This window comes from Paraburkholderia sp. UYCP14C (genome assembly GCF_004197395.1).
In the GTDB taxonomy this organism is placed as follows: Bacteria; Pseudomonadota; Gammaproteobacteria; order Burkholderiales; family Burkholderiaceae; genus Paraburkholderia.
In genome coordinates this window covers 1-1808 of sequence record NZ_SELS01000219.1, presented here as the reverse complement: position 1 = coordinate 1808, position 1808 = coordinate 1, and the positions used below count along the sequence as shown (strand labels likewise).

Here is a 1808-nt window from a genome sequence, read left to right as displayed (position 1 = left end):
CGCCGTCCTGTTCAATCGATAAGGTATCCAAATCTATAAAGATTATTTCGACCACGCTACCTATTTGCACCGGAGCCAGATAAGTGTTGCACCTCGCTTTTGAGGCTGCCCTTCGACCACCTCATGAGTCTGTATTGAGAAAGTCATTTGTGAAGCGAATGCGTCTTATCCAAACAATTGATTTTTGCGATTTTAGAAAATGGCGGATAGTGATGACGCTTCCGGCCGCATAGTCCCCGTGTTAGGGCAGCCTCAATAGACACTTTGCATGACCTCGTGGCGTGCAATGTCCATCGGCGCGGATATTGATCGGCACCATAGTTTCTACATCGGTGTCCTTCTTGAGTCCCGTAACTGCATGATACTTATGAAGAAGCCGACCATTTTGGCAATCAGCTTTTCGACAAGAGATCACCGAATTCGATCGGCTCACCGGAGCAAACAATGAATGCTGCCGATATCCACCAGATGGCCCAGTTCGCCGTCCAATCGTTCAAACTGCTTGCGATCTTTGCCACGATATGCGCAGCTCTTGAGATTGCCTTTCCGGCTTATCGATACAGCGTTGCGTCGTACCTTCGCGGCGCACGGAACTGGGCCATTCGGATTGGATGCGGCGCGCTAATCTGGCACTTGTACGCTGTGGGCTTGCAATGGTTAGGCGTCAAGCCGCTCCTGACGGTCAATCTTTCAACAGTGCTTCACTCTAACAACGCAGTTATCGAGACGGCTTTCGCCATCCTTTCAGGCGTTCTGGTCGCAATTGCCGGTGACTTCTTTTACTACTGGATGCACCGTGCACAGCACGCCGTGCCATTCCTGTGGCGCTTGCACGCTACTCATCACTCGATTCGCGAACTGACAGCGTGGAATTGCAATCATCACATTTCCGAGCCGGTTATCTACGCCTTGTTTGTAGCGTTACCGCTCGCGCTGATTCACTTCGAGTCTGGCGTGGTGCCGGCTGCTGCCATGACCCTCATTACCTTTCAGGCGCATCTCTCGCACTCCAGCACCCGCATCAACCTTGGGCCTCTGCGATATATCATCGGAGACGGTCAGTTCCACCGAATTCATCACTCAACTCAGTTGCATCACCGGCACCGGAACTATGGGTTCTTTACGACCATCTGGGACACGATCTTCAGCACGGCATACTGGCCGAAAAGGGACGAATGGCCGGAAGTGGGCCTTCGCAATCAACCCGAGCCTCTCACCGTGCGCGACTACTTTATGTTTCCGTTTGAACAAAGCCGTTGGTCCAAAGCCAAATCTGACAGCATAGCGCAGGAGAGTTGACGAGCAACTGATTGCGGGTTTCAAGCAGACTGAAGTTGCATTTGATCAGTAATGCATATGTTTCATGAAATGCATGAGTTGGCAAGACAGGCAACGCGAAGCGGAAGTGTGATTTGCGAAGTGATCGACATGGTAACGACGCGCGCGGCCATGGCGCAATGCGCCGGCGAAGTAGCGACAGGCCGCCCTGAGGGCCGCGATCAGCTGCGGCAGTAGTGCCTCAGGTTGATCATCGTGTAGGCGAGCGTCTTGAGCGCGTAGTGCACGGCACTGATGCGTTCGAAGCGCAGCAGCAGGCGGCGGAAGGTGTCCTCCCAGGCGAACACGCGCTCGATGGTGCTGAAGCGCTCCGCGAAGATGGCCGCGTCGAAATGCCGTCTGCGACCGCGCTTCGGTGCCTTGCGCCCACGCGGGTTCTCGGGAATGTTGGGCCTCATGCCGCGGTTGAAGATCGCACGGCGGTTTTCGCGGCAGTCGTAGACGCCATCCAGACTGACGGTTGAGCCCTG

Annotated in this window: 2 protein-coding genes; one reads left to right on the top strand and one right to left on the bottom strand. The window is 54.5% G+C overall.

The genetic code is table 11. The features are described from left to right. The first annotated feature begins 444 nt into the window (after positions 1-444). On the top strand, positions 445-1299 hold the full coding sequence (locus tag EVC45_RS44395; RefSeq protein ID WP_129964335.1) for a sterol desaturase family protein: 855 nt from the start codon (positions 445-447) through the stop codon (positions 1297-1299). A gap of 200 nt (positions 1300-1499) precedes the next feature. Here EVC45_RS44395 and EVC45_RS44390 read toward each other — a convergent pair. Then, a partial coding sequence (locus tag EVC45_RS44390) for a transposase (protein ID WP_248295485.1) occupies positions 1500-1808 on the bottom strand: 309 nt, incomplete at its 5' end.

Bases quoted from the DNA above. Each gene is read 5' to 3' on its own strand.
- EVC45_RS44395 (WP_129964335.1), top strand. From the start codon at position 445: ATGAATGCTGCCGATATCCACCAGATGGCCCAGTTCGCCGTCCAATCG.